This is a genomic window from Streptomyces sp. NPDC107522, assembly GCF_055657525.1.
In genome coordinates this window covers 129983-147641 of sequence record NZ_JBVKAU010000015.1, presented here as the reverse complement: position 1 = coordinate 147641, position 17659 = coordinate 129983, and the positions used below count along the sequence as shown (strand labels likewise).

General features: G+C 70.4%; 16 protein-coding genes. 7 read left to right on the top strand and 9 right to left on the bottom strand.

Annotated features, from left to right (window positions below):
* The first annotated feature begins 4 nt into the window (after positions 1-4).
* Positions 5-1219, top strand: coding sequence for an acyl-CoA dehydrogenase family protein (locus tag ACZ7L6_RS34345; RefSeq protein WP_471930785.1), 1215 nt, complete (start codon positions 5-7; stop codon positions 1217-1219).
* 257 nt (positions 1220-1476) lie between these two features.
* Here ACZ7L6_RS34345 and ACZ7L6_RS34340 read toward each other — a convergent pair whose 3' ends face one another.
* From ACZ7L6_RS34340 to ACZ7L6_RS34330, 3 genes are read right to left on the bottom strand one after another with little or no spacing between them, the layout of a single operon-like run.
* Positions 1477-2070 carry a TetR/AcrR family transcriptional regulator gene (locus tag ACZ7L6_RS34340; protein ID WP_433038124.1) on the bottom strand — a complete coding sequence of 198 codons (594 nt, stop codon included), beginning with the start codon at positions 2068-2070 and terminating at the stop codon, positions 1477-1479.
* A 53-nt stretch (positions 2071-2123) separates the two neighbouring features.
* On the bottom strand, positions 2124-3788 hold the full coding sequence (locus ACZ7L6_RS34335) for a class I adenylate-forming enzyme family protein (RefSeq protein ID WP_471930783.1): 1665 nt from the start codon (positions 3786-3788) through the stop codon (positions 2124-2126).
* Positions 3785-4558, bottom strand: a complete 774-nt coding sequence (locus tag ACZ7L6_RS34330; RefSeq protein ID WP_471930781.1) for an SDR family oxidoreductase — start codon at positions 4556-4558, stop codon at positions 3785-3787. Before ACZ7L6_RS34330 ends, ACZ7L6_RS34335 begins: the two co-directional genes overlap by 4 nt.
* Positions 4559-4721: 163 nt before the next feature.
* Here ACZ7L6_RS34330 and ACZ7L6_RS34325 point away from each other — a divergent pair, with 163 nt between their 5' ends.
* Together ACZ7L6_RS34325 and ACZ7L6_RS34320 are read left to right on the top strand one after the other, a co-directional pair.
* The gene (locus ACZ7L6_RS34325; RefSeq protein ID WP_471930779.1) at positions 4722-5954 is read left to right on the top strand and encodes an exo-beta-N-acetylmuramidase NamZ family protein; all 1233 of its coding nucleotides are present in this window, start codon (positions 4722-4724) and stop codon (positions 5952-5954) included.
* Between the two features lie 107 nt (positions 5955-6061).
* A complete protein-coding gene (locus ACZ7L6_RS34320; RefSeq protein WP_471930777.1) occupies positions 6062-7390 on the top strand; it encodes a serine-threonine protein kinase in 1329 nt (442 codons plus the stop codon).
* Positions 7391-7419: 29 nt separating this feature from the next.
* Here the strand turns inward: ACZ7L6_RS34320 and ACZ7L6_RS34315 are convergent, their stop codons facing one another.
* Complete coding sequence (locus ACZ7L6_RS34315; RefSeq protein ID WP_471930775.1) at positions 7420-10218, bottom strand: penicillin acylase family protein; 2799 nt, start codon at positions 10216-10218, stop codon at positions 7420-7422.
* Between the two features lie 231 nt (positions 10219-10449).
* On the opposite strand from ACZ7L6_RS34315, the gene ACZ7L6_RS34310 reads away from it, so the two are divergent.
* Both ACZ7L6_RS34310 and ACZ7L6_RS34305 read left to right on the top strand, forming a co-directional pair.
* The gene (locus ACZ7L6_RS34310; RefSeq protein WP_471930773.1) at positions 10450-11055 is read left to right on the top strand and encodes a hypothetical protein; all 606 of its coding nucleotides are present in this window, start codon (positions 10450-10452) and stop codon (positions 11053-11055) included.
* 93 nt (positions 11056-11148) lie between these two features.
* On the top strand, positions 11149-11877 hold the full coding sequence (locus ACZ7L6_RS34305) for a 3-keto-5-aminohexanoate cleavage protein (RefSeq protein WP_471930771.1): 729 nt from the start codon (positions 11149-11151) through the stop codon (positions 11875-11877).
* On the opposite strand, the gene ACZ7L6_RS34300 is transcribed toward ACZ7L6_RS34305, so the two are convergent.
* Complete coding sequence (locus ACZ7L6_RS34300) at positions 11823-12557, bottom strand: hypothetical protein (RefSeq protein WP_471930769.1); 735 nt, start codon at positions 12555-12557, stop codon at positions 11823-11825. The genes ACZ7L6_RS34305 and ACZ7L6_RS34300 overlap by 55 nt on opposite strands.
* A 161-nt stretch (positions 12558-12718) precedes the next feature.
* Here ACZ7L6_RS34300 and ACZ7L6_RS34295 point away from each other — a divergent pair, with 161 nt between their 5' ends.
* Positions 12719-13786 (top strand): RNA ligase (ATP), encoded by a 1068-nt coding sequence (locus tag ACZ7L6_RS34295; protein WP_471930767.1) that lies wholly within the window; start codon positions 12719-12721, stop codon positions 13784-13786.
* 433 nt (positions 13787-14219) lie between these two features.
* On the opposite strand, the gene soxR is transcribed toward ACZ7L6_RS34295, so the two are convergent.
* Positions 14220-14750, bottom strand: coding sequence for a redox-sensitive transcriptional activator SoxR (soxR, locus tag ACZ7L6_RS34290; RefSeq protein WP_471930765.1), 531 nt, complete (start codon positions 14748-14750; stop codon positions 14220-14222).
* A gap of 116 nt (positions 14751-14866) precedes the next feature.
* Between soxR and ACZ7L6_RS34285 the strand changes: the two genes are divergently transcribed.
* Positions 14867-15328 carry a MaoC family dehydratase gene (locus ACZ7L6_RS34285; protein WP_471930763.1) on the top strand — a complete coding sequence of 154 codons (462 nt, stop codon included), beginning with the start codon at positions 14867-14869 and terminating at the stop codon, positions 15326-15328.
* Between the two features lie 37 nt (positions 15329-15365).
* Here the strand turns inward: ACZ7L6_RS34285 and ACZ7L6_RS34280 are convergent, their stop codons facing one another.
* The 3 genes from ACZ7L6_RS34280 to ACZ7L6_RS34270 form a co-directional block, all read right to left on the bottom strand.
* Positions 15366-15989, bottom strand: a complete 624-nt coding sequence (locus tag ACZ7L6_RS34280) for a TetR/AcrR family transcriptional regulator (protein ID WP_471930761.1) — start codon at positions 15987-15989, stop codon at positions 15366-15368.
* Between the two features lie 91 nt (positions 15990-16080).
* Positions 16081-16368 (bottom strand): YiaA/YiaB family inner membrane protein, encoded by a 288-nt coding sequence (locus ACZ7L6_RS34275; protein ID WP_274237805.1) that lies wholly within the window; start codon positions 16366-16368, stop codon positions 16081-16083.
* Between the two features lie 60 nt (positions 16369-16428).
* Positions 16429-17580 carry an acyl-CoA dehydrogenase family protein gene (locus tag ACZ7L6_RS34270; RefSeq protein WP_471930759.1) on the bottom strand — a complete coding sequence of 384 codons (1152 nt, stop codon included), beginning with the start codon at positions 17578-17580 and terminating at the stop codon, positions 16429-16431.
* Between the last annotated feature and the right edge of the window lie 79 nt (positions 17581-17659).

Genomic DNA, 17659 nt, shown 5'->3' with positions numbered 1-17659 from the left:
GGACATGGACTTCGCGTTCGACGCGCGCACCGAGGAGCTGCGCGCCAAGCTGCTGGCCTTCATGGACGAGTACGTCTATCCGGCCGAGGCCGTGGCGGAGGAGCAGCGCGCCGGGCTGACCTCGCCGTGGGACACGCCGGCCGTGGTGGAGGAGCTCAAGGCGGAGGCGCGCAGGCAGGGCCTGTGGAACCTCTTCCTCCCCGACGCCGAGCACGGCGCCGGGCTGACCAACCTCCAGTACGCGCCTCTCGCCGAGATCACCGGCCGCTCCCCGCAGCTGGCGCCCACCGCGCTGAACTGCGCGGCGCCCGACACCGGGAACATGGAGGTGCTGGCGCAGTTCGGTGACGAACAGCAGAAGAAGCAGTGGCTTCAGCCGCTGCTGGCCGGTGAGATCCGCTCGGCGTTCGCCATGACCGAGCCGGAGGTGGCCTCCTCGGACGCCACCAACATCACCACGCACATCGAGCGGGACGGCGACGAGTACGTCATCACCGGCCGCAAGTGGTACATCTCCGGGGCGATGAACCCGGACTGCAAGATCTTCATCGTGATGGGCAAGACGGACCCGGACGGCGCGGACATCCGCCGCCAGCAGTCGATGGTCCTCGTCCCCCGCGACACTCCGGGCGTCACCGTCGAGCGCGCGATGCAGGTCTTCGGCTACGAGGACCACTACCACGGCGGCCACGCCGAGGTGATCTTCGACCACGCGCGCGTGCCGGTGTCCAACCTCATCGGCGAGGAGGGCGGCGGTTTCGCGATCGCCCAGGCCCGGCTCGGCCCCGGCCGGATCCATCACTGCATGCGGCTGATCGGGATGGCCGAGCGGGCGATCGAGCTGATGTGCAAGCGGGCCGTGGCCCGTACGGCGTTCGGCAAGGCGCTGGCCCAGCAGGGTGTGGTGCACAACTGGATCGCCGACGCGCGGGTGACCGTCGAGCAGCTGCGGCTGCTGGTGCTGAAGACGGCCTGGCTGATGGACACCGTCGGCAACAAGGGCGCGCACACCGAGATCCAGTCCATCAAGATCGCCACTCCTCGTGCCGTCGTCGACATCATCGACCGGGCGATCCAGCTGCACGGTGCGGGCGGTGTCAGCCAGGACTTCCCGCTGGCCGAGCTGTACGCCGCGGCGCGGACGCTGATGATCGCCGACGGGCCGGACGAGGTGCATCAGCGGTCGCTGGCGCGGCGGGAGCTGAAGAAGTACCTGTGACGCGGCGCGGGCGGCGGGAGGATTTCGCCCCCGCCGCCCCTACCCGTCCCATCCCTGGGGGCTGCCGCCCCCAGACCCCCGCTTCGGCCCTGAAGGGGCCTCGTCCTCAAACGCCGGACGGGCTGAAAAACTCAGCCTCTCCGGCGTTTGAGGAGCGGGGGTCCAGGGGGCGGAGCCCCCTGGCGGGGTCGAAGGGGCGGAGCCCCTGGGGATGGGAATGGGTAGGGGCGGCGGGGGCGAGAATCATCCCCGCGCCGTCACGGTCGCAGTGCCCGCAGCAGCAGGTCGGCCAGGTGGTCGGCGACCTCCTGGGGGCCCATCGGGCCGTCGGGGCGGTACCAGGTGGACAGGTGGTGGACGGAGCCGAAGTGGTAGTCCACCACCAGGTCGGCGGGGGTCGCCTTGGAGAAGACGCCCGCCTCCTGGCCCTCCTCGATGAGCGCACGGAAGCGTTCGTGGTAGCGCCGGCGCTCGGCCCGCACCTGCTTGTTCTTCTCCGGGCTCAGGTGGTGCATGGACCGCCAGAAGATCATCGCGTCGTCGAGGTTGTCGATGGTCGTCACCACGACGTCCGCCGCCGCGGCCCGCAGCCGCTTCTCGACCGGCTCGTCGGCCTGCGCGAAGGCGTCCAGACGCTCCTGCTGAAGGCGCAGCACGCGCGCGTACACCTCGTGCAGGAGGTCGTCCTTGGAGCCGAAGTAGTGGTACAGCGCCCCCTTGGTGACGCCGGCCGCCTCGACGATCTCCTGCACCGAGGTCCGGTCGTAGCCCTGCTCGGCGAAGAGCCGGGTGGCGGCGGCGAGCAGCCGCTGCGGGACGGGCGTACCGTCTCCGTCCGTCGTCCTGGCCACTGTGCCGCCACCTGCCCTTCCGAGATGTCTGCTTGCTGTCCGCAGTCGTTCGTCTAGCCGTCGTTCGTACGGGAACGAAGTTCCCGACGGAGGATCTTCCCACTTGCCGTCTTGGGCAAGTCGGGCAGGATCTCCACCTGGCGCGGATATTTGTAGGCGGCCAGTCTCTCCCTGCAGTACGCGGCGAGTGCGTCGGGGTCCGTTTCCGCACCCGGACGGAGGCTGATGTACGCCTTGACGGTCTCCCCGCGGTACCCGTCGGGCACCCCGACGACGGCCGCCTCGCGCACCGCAGGGTGCGTGTAGAGCACGTCCTCGACCTCGCGCGGCCACACCTTGAAGCCGGACGCGTTGATCATGTCCTTCTTGCGGTCGACGACGTACAGCCAGCCCTGCTCGTCCATGAAGCCGATGTCACCGGTGCGCAGCTCGCCGTCGGGGAAGGTCTCGGCGGTGGCGTCGGGGCGCCGCCAGTAGCCCGGGATGACCTGCGGCCCTCGTACGACGATCTCGCCCTGTTCGCCGAACGGCACCTCCGCGCCCTGCTCGTCGACGATCCGTACGACCGTGTCGGGCCCGGGCAGGCCCACGGCGAGCGTCCCGGAGACCGGGTCGACGGGGGCCTCCAGGCCGGGCGGGACGGAGGCGCAGGGGGCGGTGCACTCGGTGAGGCCGTAGCCGTTGCGGATGTACGGCCCGAAGCCGGCCCGGAACTTCTCCACCAGGGCCGGCGGCAGCGGGGCTCCGCCGGAGGAGATCATCCGGAAGGAGGCGAAGTGGTCGCGGGTGACGGCCGGGTGCGCGGCCAGCGCCATGAAGGCGGTCGACGGGCCGACGGTGTAGTGCGGCCCGTGCTCGGCGAACGCGTCGAGCACGACCCCGGCCTCGAAGCGGTACGCCAGCACGAGCGTCCCCGCGCTGTCGAGACAGGCGCCGAGCTGGCAGACCATCCCGGTGATGTGGAACAGGGGCGCCAGCGCGAAGTAGACGGGCGGGTCGGGCAGTTCCAGACCGGTCCGCTGCCGCTCGGAGTTGTACATGATGTTGCCGTGCGTGTTGGTGGCGCCCTTGGGCGTGCCGCTGGTGCCCGAGGTGTAGCTGATCAGCGCGATGCCGGACGGCTCCGGGTCGCGTCCTTCGGGCGCCTTGTGACCGGCGCGGGCGACGGCCGTCAGGTCGTCGGCGTCATCGGCCTGCGGCAGCCGTTCGAAGTTCAGCACGCGCGCGTCGTTGCGCGTCTGGAAATCCAGCTCGCACCCGGTGAGCACGATCCGGACCGGCGAGTCGGCCGCCGTCTCGCGCAGATACGACTCCCAGGCCCGGTCGGAGCAGATCAGCGCGGCCACCTCGCCGTCCCGCAGGACGTGCGCGACCTCCCCCGACTTGTACATCGGGTTGACGGGCACGACGATCGCCCCGGCCTTCCAGGCGCCGAGCAGGGCGAGCACGAAGTGCGGGGAGTTCTGCAGCAGGATCGCCACCCGGTCGCCGCGCTCCAGACCACGGGCGGCCAGGTGCCCGGCGACGGAGTCACTGAGCTCGTCGACCTCGCGGTAGCTCAGGCGGCCGTCGAAGTAGGCGAGGAAGCTGCGCTCCGGCGCCTCGGCGGCGGCCCGGCGCAGGGCGTGCACCAGGGAGTCCTCGGGCTCGATGGGGGCGCGCTGGGCGTCGCTGAGCAGGGCCAGCCAGGGCTTGGCGGCGTAGCGGGAGTCGGTCATCGGGCCTCCTCCCACTTCTGCTGGAGGTGGTTCATGCCGGTCAGCCAGCGGTCGGGGTCGGCGGCCCGCGCCTGGTAGTAATCGGCGACCTCGGGATGCGGCAGGATCAGGAAGCGGTCCTCCGCCATGCCCTTGAACAGGGCGTCCGCCACGTCCTCCGGCGCGATGGCGGTGGGCTTCAGCACGAGGTCGCCCGCACTGCCGGTGGCGTCCAGCATGTCGGTGCGCACGCCCTGCGGACAGATGGCGTGCACCCTCAGGCCGCGGTGGCGGTACGTCAGCGAGAGGTACTCGGCGAAGGCGTAGGCGCCGTGCTTGGTGACGGCGTAGGGGGCGGCGCCGATCATCGTGAGCAGCCCGGCGGCGGAAACGGTGGAGACGAAGCGCCCACTGCCACGCTCCAGCCAGTCCGGGAGCAGCTCATTGGCGGCACGCACGTGTGCCATGACGTTGACGTCCCAGGACAGCGACCACGCCTTCTCGTCGGCGAGATCGGCCGCGTCCGGCCCGCCGAAGGCGACACCGGCGTTCGCGCAGTAGACGTCGACGGTACCGCCGAGGGCGTCCCGGGCGTCGCCGACGATGGCGGAGGCGTCCCCGGGGACCGCGATACCGCCGATCTCGCCGGCGACCTTCTCGGCCTTCCCCGCATCCAGGTCGTTGACAACGACCCGGGCCCCTTCGGTGGCGAAGCGGCGAGCAAGGGCTGCGCCTATACCGCCACCGGCCCCCGTGACGACCACACCTGCACCTTGAACGGCTTCCACCATCGGTCTCCTTCGACTGCGGCTCACCTACGAGGGCCAGACTAACCGGTCGGTATGTACCAGGGAAGGGCAACTGCCATGCCCCGAGGGGCGCGGGGAACTGCGCGACAAGCCACGAACTACCGGCACCTTCCCCACAACCTGCGGGAGCAATACCGTGCCCCCCATGCGCCTATCCAGACGAGCCCTCCTCGCAGCGACAACGGCAGCAGCATCCTTCTCGGCCACACCCCCCGCCTCCGCCGCCCAGCGCCGCACGCAAACCGGCTTCGAGCGACTCTCCGCCGAAGGCTACGCACTCCTGGACGGCCGGCGCGTCGGAATCGTCACCAATCCCACCGGCGTGACCCGCGACGTCCGCCACATCGTCGACGTCATGCACGCCGACGATCGCGTGAACCTCATCGCCGTCTTCGGCCCCGAACACGGCTTCCGCGGCACCGCCCAGGCAGGCGGCTCGGAAGGCCGCTACGACGACCCGGCGACGGGCCTGCCCGTCTACGACACGTACCTCAAGAGCGGCCGTCCCCTCGCCGACATCTTCACCGCCTCCGGCGTCGACACGATCGTCTTCGACATCCAGGACGTGGGCGCACGCTTCTACACGTACATCTGGACCCTCTACGACTGCATGGAGGCGGCCCAGCTGGCCGGCAAGCGCTTCGTCGTACTGGACCGCCCGAACCCGGTGACCGGACGAGCGGCGCAAGGCCCCGTCCTGCACAAGGAGTTCGCCACTTTCGTCGGCCGCCAACCGATCTCGCAGGCGCACGGAATGACGGTCGCGGAACTGGCCCACCTCTTCAACGGGGAGTTCCTCACCGCGCCGGTGCCGCTGGAGACCGTGCGGATGACGGGCTGGCGGCGGTCCGACTTCTACGACGCCTCCGGCCTGCCCTGGGTGCCGCCGAGCCCGAACATGCCGACGCCGGACACCGCCCTCGTGTACTCGGGCACCTGTCTCTTCGAGGGCACGAACCTCTCGGAGGGACGCGGCACCACCCGCCCCTTCGAACTGCTCGGCGCGGAAGGCATCGACGGACGCTGGGCGGCGGCCGCGAACGAACTCGCCCTCCCCGGCGTGCACTTCAGGGAGGCCTACTTCGCGCCGACGTTCTCGAAGTTCCAGGGCAAGACCATCGGCGGCGTACAGATCCATCTGCACGACCGCGCCGCGTACGACCCCGTCCGTACCGGGATCGCCCTGCTGGTGACCGCCAAGCGGGTCTGGAGCGGCTTCGGTTGGCGCTCCGACAACTGGATCGACAAGCTCACCGGCTCCACCCAGGTACGCACGATGATCGACGCGGGCGCGAGCACCGACGAGGTGGTCGCGGGCTGGCAGCAGGAGCTGGCGGCGTTCCGGCGGATGCGCAAGGAGTACCTGCTGTACAAATGACCGCCGCGAATCCGCAACCCGGATGAGTGACGACGTATGGCCAATCACGCCCGTTAGCAGGACGATGCGCCCGTGTCGCACCACTTCGGGGGACGAGGGGGCCTGTCATGGCGGATCCGGCAGTGAGCGTGACTCCCTACTGGGAGCTGACCTTCGACGCGGACGGCGATCCGGACGCGGGCAAGCGGGACCGGCTGCTGGCCGGGGTGGCGCAGCACCACGTCCGTGACCTGATCGTCTTCGCGCACGGCTGGAACAGCGACCGCTCGGGCGCGACCCGGCTCTACGACCGCTTCTTCGCGCCGGTCCCGCAGCTCGCGCCGACGGCGAAGATCGGGTACGTGGGCGTGGTCTGGCCGTCGATGCGGTTCTCGGACGAGCCGATTCCGGACTTCCCGCGGGCCGTGGCGGCCGAGATGCCGCGTCGGCCGGTGCTGGACAAGGACACGCGGCACGCGCTGCTGGAGACGTTCCCGGGGCGGGCCACCGTGATCGACCAGATCGCGCGGATGCTGGACCAGCAGCCGCGCGAGGAGGCCGAGTTGGAGGAGTTCGGGCGGCTGCTACGGCTGCTGGTGGACGTCGTGCCGCCGGGGCCGCAGGCGCTGTTCGCGGCGGACACGCTGGCGGGGGGCGTGCCGCAGAACGAGCCGGACATGTTCTCGGGGTCGACGGCCGCCCTGTGCGAGGAGTTCGCGCAGGCGCTGACGCATCTGGAGGCACCCGACGGTGCGCCGGACGGTGCGGCCTCGTTCTCGCTGCCGAACCCGTGGGAGGGTGCGCACGAGCTGCTGCGGCAGGCGACGTACTACGCCATGAAGCGGCGCGCGGGCACGGTCGGTGAGCGCGGGCTCGGCCGGGTGGTCGGGCAGCTGGCCGCGCGGGAGCCCGAGGTGCGGGTGCATCTGGTCGGGCACAGCTTCGGTGCGCGGCTGGTGTCGTTCGCGTTGCGGGGACTGCCGAAGGGCGTGCGCGCGGTGAAGTCCGTGACGCTGCTCCAAGGCGCCTTCTCGCACTACGCGTTCGCCTCGCGGCTGCCGCACGACGCCCGTGCGGGCGGTGTGCTGGAGGGCCAGCACAACCGTATCGACGGACCGCTGGTGTGCTGCTACTCGCGGCACGACTCGGCGCTGTCCACGATGTATCCGCTGGCCTCCCGCATGGCGGGGGACTCGCGCGGGGTCGCGGCCCTGGACATCGGCCGGATGCTGGGCGCCAAGTGGGGTGCCATGGGGCACGACGGGGTGCAGGCGGTTGCGGGCACGCGGTCACTGAAGCTGGCCGACGCGCTGACGGCGCCCCTGCCGACGTCGGGGTGCGTGAACATCGACGCGGCGGCTGTCGTACGGCGTGGCGGGCCGCCGGCGGGCGCGCACAGCGACATCCTGCACCGGGAACTGGCACAGGTGGTGCTGGCGGCGGGCCGCATCGAGTGACCCGCCGCCAACCACTCACCTGACACCCGTCACCTGTGTGACGTGAACTCCACGACCTGCTGATACGTCGGCCGGTTCTGCCAGCTGATCCTGCCGTGCTTGATGCCGCCCAGGGTGCGCTGGACGATCGAGTCGGCGCACCACTGGTCGCCCGCCGAGCACTGGTCGTCGCCGGGGTAGACCTGGGCGGCGGTCTTGCCGGCCGCCTCCTTCACGGTGCTGATCAGGATGTCCCGGCAGGCACTGAGGCTGCCCCCGCCGCAGTACTTCCGGTCGAGCGGACCCTGGACCGACTCACCGAGTACGGCCCTGATGTCCTTGTCGACATAGCTCCACCAGCCGTACTGGAAGGAGCTTCCGGCGTGCGAGCCGGTCGGGCCGTGCCCGGCCGAGGGGGACTCGTCGATGGGCAGGTTGTTCGTCATCGCGGCGTACAGCTCGCTGCCGAGGCCCGGTTCGAACTCCGCCTTCACCAGCAGCGGCCACCACGCGTCCAGGATGCGGATCGCGTCGGCGTTGGCGTACGTCTTCGACCCGGCCGACGTCTCGGTGCGCTTGCCGCCCGCGGACACCCAGGCCTGGAGCTTGCTCACCGCCGCCGCGGCCGTGGAGTCGGTCACGGTCGAGCTGTTGACGACCTTGAGCAGATCCGGGAGTACGTCCTCGGCCCGCAGGTCGGCCAGCCCCGCGTCCGCCATGGCCTTCACCAGCGAGGCCCGGGTCACACCGCCCGCGGCGACGAGTTTCTTCACCCGGTTCTCCAGCAGGTTGCCGCGGTGGACCGAGCCGTCGCCCCACGGCGCGGTCGTGTAGTCCTTGGCCTGTTTGTTGTTCCAGGAGATGTAGTAGTCCTGGTCGATGGAGTTGGGGTGGGCCGAGGACGGGGTGTACTGCGCCGTGTTCGTCGCCGGGTCCCAGCCCCGCCACTCGTACGCCGACTGCGCCCACACCGGGAACTCCGCGTCGACGCCGTTCGCGCGGACGGGGTTGTCGCCGCTGTTGTAGTAGGCGGTGTGCTCGGAGTCGGCGTAGAACCAGTTGAAGGTGTAGTTGATGTGCTGGACCGCCTTCTGGAAGTCCTCCGGGCCCTTGACGTAGTCCGGGTCGTTCAGCATCTGGAAGCCGATGATCGAGTCGGCCTCGTGCAGGTAGGACGAGCGCAGGGTGGTGTAGGCGACCTTCTTGCCGCCGACGGTCGCGCGGTGCGTGACGGGACCGTACTTCGTGCGCCAGACGCGCATCGTGTACGAGCCCTCGGGGGTGCTGTCGGCGGTGGTCGGCTTCCAGGCGTTCTTCTGCTCGACCTTGTCCATCGCCGTGCAGGTGCCGCGGTAGAGGTAGTGGTAGTCGTCCTGGCACAGCTCGACGGCGTAGGTGTCGATGATGTCCTGGCCGGAGGTCGTGGCGCTCCACGAGTAGTCCTGGCCGCGGCCCAGCTCGACGTACATGCTCAGGCCGGCGAAGGAGGCGCCTCGGGCGCTGATGCCCGGTCCCTGGATCTCCTGGAGCAGGAGGAGCTGGGGCGCGAAGTAGCCGGTCTGCGGGCCGAAGACGGCGACCGGGTGGCCGCTGGCGGTGTGCTTGCCGCTCACCACGAGGGCGTTGGACATGCCCCGCTTGGCGGAGGTCGTGGCGGTCTTGGCCGCCGTGCGCGAGGCGCCGGTCGCGGCGGTACCGGCCGCGCTGCCCGTACGGTCGTGGACGAGCTGTTCCTCGCTCACCGAGCCGGCGTCGGGCAGGGCCTCGCCCTGCGGGTCGGCGGGCTTGGTGGCGTACGGGAAGCTCTTGTCGTGGACGGTGACGACCGCTTCGGGGTCGTTGCGCTCGCGGAACGACTCCCAGAGCTTGGTGCCCTCGGCGACGCCGTACTTCTCCTGGGCGGCGAGCAGGGAGATCGCGTTGTTGACCTCGCCGCCGCCTCCGGAGCCGAACAGTGCGCCGATGACGGAGCCCAGGGCGACCAGGTCGGTGATCTTGAAGTGCTCGATGGTGCCGGCGTTGGTGACCGAGTCCTTGTGGCCGGTCAGGACGTATTCGCCGGGGAAGTAACGGCCGCTGTCGGAGGCGTCTATGTAGGCGTTGATGCCGTCGAGGTAGGCCTTGGCGTCGGCGAGGGCCAGCTGACCGCGTTCGCCGTTGTTGGCGACGGCGTTGTCGATCTGGGCCTGGAGATCGGCCTCGGTGTAGGGCGCGTTGCGCCAGAACTGCTGTTCCAGACCCTGGTTGGAGGGCGCGCCGCCCGCGAAGGACGTCAGCTGACCGCGTCCGACATGCCGGAAGACGTCCATCAGCCACAGCCGGTCCTGGGCGGCCGCATAGCCGGCGCCGAACTCCGTGCCGTATCTGGTGGTACCGGTGATGTGCGGTACGCCCGTCTTCTTGTCACGGACGATCGTCACGTCGCTGCGGCCCGCGGGCTTCACGGTGGAGGCGACTTGGTCGGAGGGGACGCCGAACGAGGCGTCGTTGAAGAAGGTGTTGATCGTCGCGTTGGTGAGACCCGAGTAGCCCTTGGCCAGGTTGGCGTAGGGGCCCAGCTGGTCCGAGGCGTGCTCGGGCATGCTGCCGAAAGCCTGGTTGAGCAGGATCTGGGCGAGGGTGGCGTTGCCGTTCTGGCCCGGCGGCAGGATGTCGGAGCACTGGTTGCCGCAGTAGTCGTCGGCGGCCGTCGCCTCGGTCGCCGCTTCCGCGGGCGCGGCCACCGCTTGGGAAAGTGGCGACAAAAGACCGGCAATGAGCGCGCATACGGATGCGGTCTTCAGGAACCCGGGGAATCTGCCGGGAGTTCTCAGTCCGGCTGGGGCGTTGCGTGGGGTACGCCGTGGCATGGCAGCTCCTACCGACGAGGGTGGGCCGGGATGTTACCGGCGGTATCCCCGGGATTGAAGGTGAACATGCGTCACTTTTTGGAGTCACCAAGATCCGCGTTGGAGGTCATCGGAAATCGGATGGAGCCGAATCGCTTGTCGATACGTCTATTCGTCAACGTCGCGCGAAGTCCGTGCGGCGACGCCGAAGTGACCGAAGTACAGGTGCAGGTGTGACGGAGGTGCAGGGCGATGGCCGGTTTCCGGAGTCTGGCGAGACAGGTGCGCGATCCGCGGTGCGATCTCGCGCTGCGGCGCTACTCGCTGCGTAAGTGCCTTGAGCGGTTCGCTCCTTACGGGCACAGGGCGACCTGGGACCACTTGTGTTCCCGGGCAGGGTTCGGTCCGGAGGACCGGTCCCCCGATCCGGCGCGGCTCGTGGCCGCGTTGGACGAGTTGGAGGAGGCGCGTTCGGTCTGGCTGGCCTATGAGGTCGAGTTCGCCGAGCGGCGCAAGAGGGAGAAGCACGACGGACTGCGCAGGCCGGGCACTGTGGACGACTGGCACCGGCTGACCTGGGGCGGTTTCGGAGTCGCCTGGTGCGACGATCCCCGGGTCCACCCGCATGAACCGCTGGCCGAGGTGCTGCGCCGGCTGATCTCCGCGTTGGAGCGCGAACCGGGTTCGGAGTGCCCGGTGTGCGGCGGGGAGCGGCTGATCTGGAAGTACGACCTGGCCCATGAACCGTCGTCGGGTCCGGTCTGCACGGGCTGCGGAATCGTGGTGCCGCGTCCGGTTCTCACGCCCGAAGCGCTGGCGGCGTCGCGGCGCGAACGGCGACTGCTCGTGTCCGCCTAGTACGACGGGGGTGCGCCGGGGATGCCGCACCCCCTTTTCGACCTGAGGTCTTTCGCCGGTGCCGTTGTCAGTGTCGGCTGACACCATCGAGACATGATCCAGGTGTGTCTCAACGGGCCCCGAGGGGCCGCCGACGGTGCGCAGGTGCCGGTATCGCCGGAGGCGATGGCCGACTCCGCGGCCGCGGCCGTGGCGGCCGGGGCCATGGACATCCACGTACACCCCAAGACCCCCTGCGGACAGGACAGTCTGTCGCCGCGCGTCGTCGCGCCGACGCTGGAGGCGATACGAGCGCGGGTGTCAGCGCCGGTGGGAGTGACCACGGGCGCCTGGACCGAACCCGACCCGATGGCCCGCCTGGAGCGCATCCGGACCTGGACGGTGCTGCCGGACCACGCCTCGGTCAACTGGCACGAGCCGGGCGCGGAGCAGGTGGCGGCGGCACTGATGGAGCGGGGCGTGGGCGTGGAGGCGGGCATCTGGTCCGGCACGGACGGGGCGGCGCGGTTCGCGGCCTCGCCGCTGGGTCCGAGGGTGCTGCGCGTACTCGCGGAGGTGACGGACACGTCCGTGGAGACGGCCGAGGAGTCCGCGCGTGCGCTGCTGACCGACCTCGGTCCGGCGTTCGGCCGCCCCGTGCTGCTGCACGGGGAGGACGGGGGTGCGTGGCCGGTGCTGCGGCTGGCGGGGCGGCTTGGGCTGGCGACGCGCATCGGCCTGGAGGACACGCTGGTCCTGCCGGACGGGGAACGGGCCTTGTCGAACGCTCAGTTGGTGGCCGAGGGGCTGGTCCAGTACGGGTGGGACCAGCGCTCGTCGTAGGGCAGGGCGAGGAGTTCGGTGCGCGTGGCGAGGTCGGGCTCGTCTTGGGCGCGGAGGCGGGCGGGGGCGTGCCGGGTGAGCCAGGACTGGAGCTCCGCGATGACGGGGGCATCGTCGTCTTGGTCCCACCAGCTGAACGGTGAGGCGTCGGAGTCCAGGTCGTACAGCCACGTCGCCGCGCAGGTCGCGAGATGGGCGTCGGGCACGGGCTGACTGTCCCAGCGGTCGAGCAGCGGAGTCATGGTTCCGAGGATCAGGGCGCAGGTCTCGAAGACATCGGCGATGGGGTACGGCGGCTCGGGCGTCATGAGGACGTCCTGCCACCAGGCGTACACGAAGGCCTCGATGGCGGCCGCCTGCTCCGCGGGCCAGGCGCGCCAGTCGACCCGGCTCAACCCGTGATGTCCGTAGCCGATGTCGTCCAGCGTCCCCTCGGCCATCGCATGCGCGGCCTGCGGCAGCAGGCGCCGCATCACGGCGGCGTGGTCCTCGAAGTGACCCGGGACCTTGAAGACGAACCTGCGGACCAGGTCGGTGGGCACGCGCCGGTACGGCGTGCGCAGATACGCCGTCTCCTCCGGGTGGAAGCACCGCTCACAGCCGGTCTCCGTTGGACTGGCGAACCCGTTGAAGATCGTGTCGATGTCCGCGAGGGCTGCGGCAAGGGCAGGTGAGGGCATGGAAGTCGACCCCGTCAGGACTCCGTGCGCGGCGGCGTGCCGCCGGCCGAAGATCGCGACGATACCAGCCGCTAATACGGTCGCTCCAGCCCATTCCCGCCCGGACAGTTGGGGGCGATGAAACACACCTGAGAAGGCCTGAGAAAGACCGAGGAGTCCCGATGTCGACGCTGCGCGTCACTGCCGAAGTGCTGACCGTCCACAAGCATCCGAACGCCGATGCGCTGGAGCTGGCCCAGGTGGGTCTGTACCGGGCCGTCGTCGCCAAGGGCGCGTACCGCACCGGTGAGGCCGCCGTATACATCCCCGAGCAGTCCGTGCTGCCTGCCGAGCTGATCGAGGAACTCGGGCTGACCGGGCGGCTGGCGGGGAGCGGGGCCGACCGGGTGAAGGCGGTGCGGCTGCGAGGTGAGCTGTCGCAGGGGATCGTGTGCCGGCCGAAGGCGCTGTCCGACGTCGATCTGGCGCGGGCGGCGGCGGAGGGCGCCGACTTCGCCGAGGTACTCGGGATCACCAAGTGGGTGCCGCCGATCCCGCCCACGATGTCCGGCGACGTGGAGTCGGCGCCGGATCTGCTGCCCTGGGTCGACATCGAGAACATCCAGCGGTATCCGGACATCTTCGCGCCGGGTGAGCCGGTGGTGCTGACCGAGAAGCTGCACGGGTCGGCGTGCCTGCTGACGTATGTCGCCGACGAGGAGCGGGTGTACGTGTCCTCCAAGGGCTTCGGGGCGAAGTCGCTGGCGCTGAAGGAGGACCCGCGCAATCTGTACTGGCGGGCTGTTCGGGGGCACGGTGTCGCCGAGGTCGCCGCTCGGGTGGCCGAGCGGTTGGGAGCTCGGCGGGTCGGGATCTTCGGGGAGGTGTTCGGGGCGGGGGTGCAGGACCTGACGTACGGGGCGGACGGACGGCGGGACACGCTGGGGTACGCGGTGTTCGACGTGTCCGCGGAGATCGACGGTCGTGTGGAGTGGCTGGACGCGGCAGAGGTGCTGCGGGGGGAACTGCCTCTGGTTCCACGGCTGTTCGAGGGACCGTACGACATCGAGCGGGTACTGGAGGTCGCCACGGGGCGGGAAACCGTCTCGGGGCGGGAGCTGCATCTCCGGGAGGGTGTGGTGATACGGCCGGCTGCCGAGCGGTACAGCCCGGTGACCGGGGGGCGGGCGATCGCCAAGGCGGTCAGTCCGGCGTATCTGACACGGAAGGGCGGGACCGAGTACGAGTGAGCGGGGCTGAGCGGGACCCGGTGCTGGTGCGGGGGGACCGCTCACCGGCGCCGGCCGGGTGCCGGCCTCTTTGGGACGGGCGCCGCCCCAGCGGCACGACTGCCCGCAGGCTGGGTGGGCGGGGCGGCCGGAGGCTGCGGGGCCGGGGCGGCCGAAGGCCGCGGCCAGAGGGGCCCGAAGCCGTGTGGCCAGAGTGGCGGAAGGCCGGGGCCGCAGGCTCGGGGACAGCCGCGGGAGGCTTCGGGGGCAGGGTGGCCCGAGGGGTCGTGGCCGGGGTGGCGCAGGCTGCGGGGCTCAGCTGGGCAGTCGGTCGCGCTGCAGCGCCCCAAGGGGCGCGGGGAACTGCGCGACCAGGCACGCACTACCCGCAGCCGCCGCCGACCCGAGGCCCCGAGCTCATAGGCGAACCCACCAGCCCAAGCAGGCGCAGCGACTAGCAGCAGTCCTCGGTCGCCTGCTCCCGCTCCCGCTTCCCGCCCCTCCCCGAGTTCCCCTTCCCCCGGCCTCCCCCTTGCTCCACCATCAGCCGCGACCCCGTAAGCCGTTCGCCGAACACATCGTCCGGGTTGGAGAGGACGCACGTGTCCAGGGACAGGCAGCCGCAGCCGATGCAGTCGGTCAAGTGGTCGCGGAGGCGGTTGAGTTGCTTGATGCGTTCGTCGAGTTCCGAGCGCCACGCCTCCGACAGGCGGGCCCAGTCCTCGTGCGTGGGCGTGCGCTCCTCGGGAAGTTCGGCGAGGGCCTCGCGGATCGTGGCCAGCGGGATGCCGACGCGTTGCGCGGCCCGGACGAAGGCGACCCGGCGGAGGGTGTCACGGGTGTACCGGCGCTGGTTGCCGGAGGTGCGGCGGCTGCTGATCAGGCCCTTGGACTCGTAGAAGTGCAGGGCGGAGACGGCGGCGCCACTGCGCGCCGACAGCTGGCCGACGGTCAGCTCGTGGATCTTCTCGGGGATCTGGGGCACCCCTCAGAGCCTACCGACCGCGTCGCACGCCCGTTCCGTTGACATAAGCCGCGCACCCGACCATGCTAAGCAGTCGCTTAGACATATGCGGGACCGCGACGCGAGAGGCCGGGAACATGGCAGAGCCGAGGATCTTCACGTCCGTCGACGACCTGAAGGCGGCGGTGGGCGAGCAGCTGGGGTACACCGACTGGCTGGAGATCGACCAGAAGCGGATCGACCTGTTCGCCGAGGCCACCGGCGACCATCAGTGGATCCACGTCGACCCGGAGAAGGCGGCCGCCGGGCCCTTCGGGACCACCATCGCGCACGGGTACCTGACCCTGTCGCTGGTGCCCCTCTTCGGCCCCCAGCTGATGCAGGTCGAGGGCGTGAAGATGGGCGTCAACTACGGCACCAACAAGGTCCGTTTCCCCGCCCCCGTGCCGGTCGGCTCCCGGCTGCGCGCGACCGCGAAGATCAGCAACGTCGAGGACGTCCCCGGCGGCGCCCAGCTGACCGTCGCGTACACCGTGGAGCGCGAGGGCGGGGACAAGCCGGTCTGCGTGGCCGAGTCGGTGGCCCGCTTCTACGTCTGACCCGCCGACCCGCTTCTGCGCCCGGAGGGCCCCGCGGCTACTTGACCCCCACCATCCGCAGCACGAGGTCGGCGTACAGCGCGCCGACCTCGTCGGGCGTCCAGGGACCGTCGACGTTGAACCAGCGGGCCACGTCGATGCAGAGCGAGAGGACGGCGAGGGTCGTGCCCTTCACGTCCAGCACGTCGAAGTCGCCCGCCGCCACGCCGTCCTCGATGATCCCGCGCACCTCGGCGTCGCACTGCCGCCGCAGCGCAAGGATCTCGGCGCGGGCGTCCGGGCCGAGCGAGTCCAGTTCGTACTGCACGACCCGCGCGGTGGTGCGCCCCCCGGCGTGCCAGCGGACGAAGGAGCTGACCGCGTCGGCGAGCCGCTCGGCCGCCGTGCCCTCACGGCGCGCCGCCGTCCGCAGGATCTCGAGCGCCTTTTCGTGGCCGATCCTGCTGATGCGGTGGAGGAGCTCTTCCTTGGTCTTGTAGTGGATGTAGAGCGCGGCCGGGCTCATGCCGGCGCGGCCCGCGATGTCACGGGTCGTGGTGGCGTGGTAGCCGCGCTCGGCGAAGGCCTCCACGGCGGCGATCAGCAGCCGCCGGGCCGCGTCGGGCGTGACCTCACCCCACGCCGACGTCTCGCCGCCGGCCGTCTCCTCCGCCGTACTCATCGCTCACTCGCCCCTCTCGCTGACAGAGGAACCACCATACCGCTGAAGGTGAGCGGGCGCTTAGCGTGGCCGTTCGCAGCCACCGGCGGGGTCAGATCTTTTCGAAGGGGTCGTGTTCCGCCAGGAGCTTCTCCAGCCGTGCCTGGTCCACCCGGCTCACGATCTGCCCGGCCTCCTGGCGGTCCCGGATGACCTTGGCGAGGGTGAACGCCGAGGTCACGAGGTAGAGGACCGCGATCGCGAGGAAGCCGCGCACCCAGGCGTCGGCGTTCAGCCGGAAGATGCCGATGGCGGTGGCGGCCATGGCGACCGCGAAGGAGGCCACGGCCTGCCCGTAGAAGGCGGCCGTGCTCTGTTGCTTGACCGGTGTGTCACTCATGGGGAAGAGGGTCGGCGATTGTGGCACCGGCCACATCCGCTGAAGTACTCAGCCAGGTACTCAGAACGCCGAAACCCCCGTCAAGGACCGCCCGATGAGCAGCTTCTGGATCTGGCTCGTGCCCTCGTAGAGGGTCATCACGCGGGCGTCGCGCAGCAGCTTGCCCGCCGGGTACTCGTCGATGTAGCCGTAGCCGCCGAAGACCTGGAGGGCGTTGTTGGCGGCGCGGACGGCGGCCTCGGAGGCGAAGAGCTTGGCCTTGGAGGACTCGACGGCGAAGGGCAGCCCGCGGTCGATCAGGTCGGCGACCCGCCAGGTCAGCAGCCGGGCGGCGTCCACGTCGACGGCGATGTCGCTGATCAGCTCCTGGACCAGCTGGTGATGGGCGATGGGCTTGCCGAACTGCTCGCGCTCACCGGCGTACCGCACGGCCGCGTCCAGCGCCGCCTGCGCTATGCCCACGCAGCCCGCGGCCACCGACATCCGGCCCTTGGCCAGGGCCGACATCGCGACCGAGAAGCCCTTGCCCTCCTCCCCCAGCAGGGCCGCCGCGGGCACCCGTACATCCTGAAGCACCAGTTCGGCGGTGGCCTGGCCGCGCAGGCCCAGCTTGCCGTGGATGGTGCGGCGGGTCAGGCCGGGGGTGTCGGTGGGGACCAGGAAGGCGGAGACGCCCTTGTGGCCGGGCGCGTCCGTGGAGCGGGCGAGGAGCAGCACGACGTCGGCCCAGGTGCCGTTCGTGATGAACATCTTGGTGCCGTTGATGACGTAGTCGTCACCGTCCCGGACCGCCCGGGTGGAGAGGTTGCCGGCGTCGGAGCCGGTGCCCGGTTCGGTGAGGCCGAAGCAGCCGACGTACTCGCCGGAGGTGAGCCCCGGCAGCCAGCGGCGCCTGTGCTCCTCGCTCCCCCACGCTGCGATCGTCTTGGCGACCAGGCCGAGCGAGACGGAGACGATGCCGCGCACGGACGAGTCCCCGCGCCCCAGCTCCTCCGTGACCAGGCAGTACGCGAGATGGTCGCCGCCCGAGCCGCCGTACTCCTCGTCGATCGTCAGCCCCAGGAAGCCGACCTCGCCGAGCTTCTTGACGATGGAGCGGTCCACTTCCTCGGCACGGTCCCACGCGATGACGTGCGGGGCGATCTCGCGGTCCACGAAGTCCCGGGCGAGCTGCCGGACAGCGGTCTGTTCCTCGCTGAGCTCCAGGTTCATGCCGAGTCACCCCACAGAGAACGGACGTCGACGGCCCTCCATTGAAAGCCGTACATTTAAATTAGCACTGCTAGTTTAC